Source organism: Psychrobacter sp. TB20-MNA-CIBAN-0197, from assembly GCF_040309765.1.
Classification (GTDB): Bacteria; Pseudomonadota; Gammaproteobacteria; order Pseudomonadales; family Moraxellaceae; genus Psychrobacter; species Psychrobacter submarinus.
Genome location: NZ_JBEOPC010000361.1, coordinates 1 through 287, shown reverse-complemented (window position 1 = coordinate 287; position 287 = coordinate 1). Strand labels below are relative to the sequence as shown.

Below are 287 nucleotides of genomic sequence, written 5' to 3'. Positions count from 1 at the left end.
GTATTAGCCCCTTTTCAAACTTCGTTACTTCAACAAGTTCGCAGAGCTGTGCAAATGTTTTTAACAACCAGCGGTAAAGAGCAAATAGATTATATTGTATTAACGGGCGGTACATCGATGATAAAAGGTATCGACCGATTGCTTATTGAAGAACTCGGTATCCACTCAGTTGTTGCAGAGCCTTTTGTAAATATGGAAATTTCCCCAAAGGTAGACCGTAATATAATGCAGCGTCACAAAACGCAGTTTGCAATTGCAACAGGGTTGGCATTAAGGAGTTTTTCAAC

Annotated in this window: 1 protein-coding gene; it reads left to right on the top strand. The window is 39.7% G+C overall.

Annotation, left to right across the window (positions count from 1 at the left end):
• Positions 1–54: 54 nt before the first annotated feature.
• Positions 55–287 (top strand): pilus assembly protein PilM (gene pilM, locus AAEY83_RS14035; protein WP_351059768.1); only part of this gene is annotated, 233 nt, incomplete at its 3' end.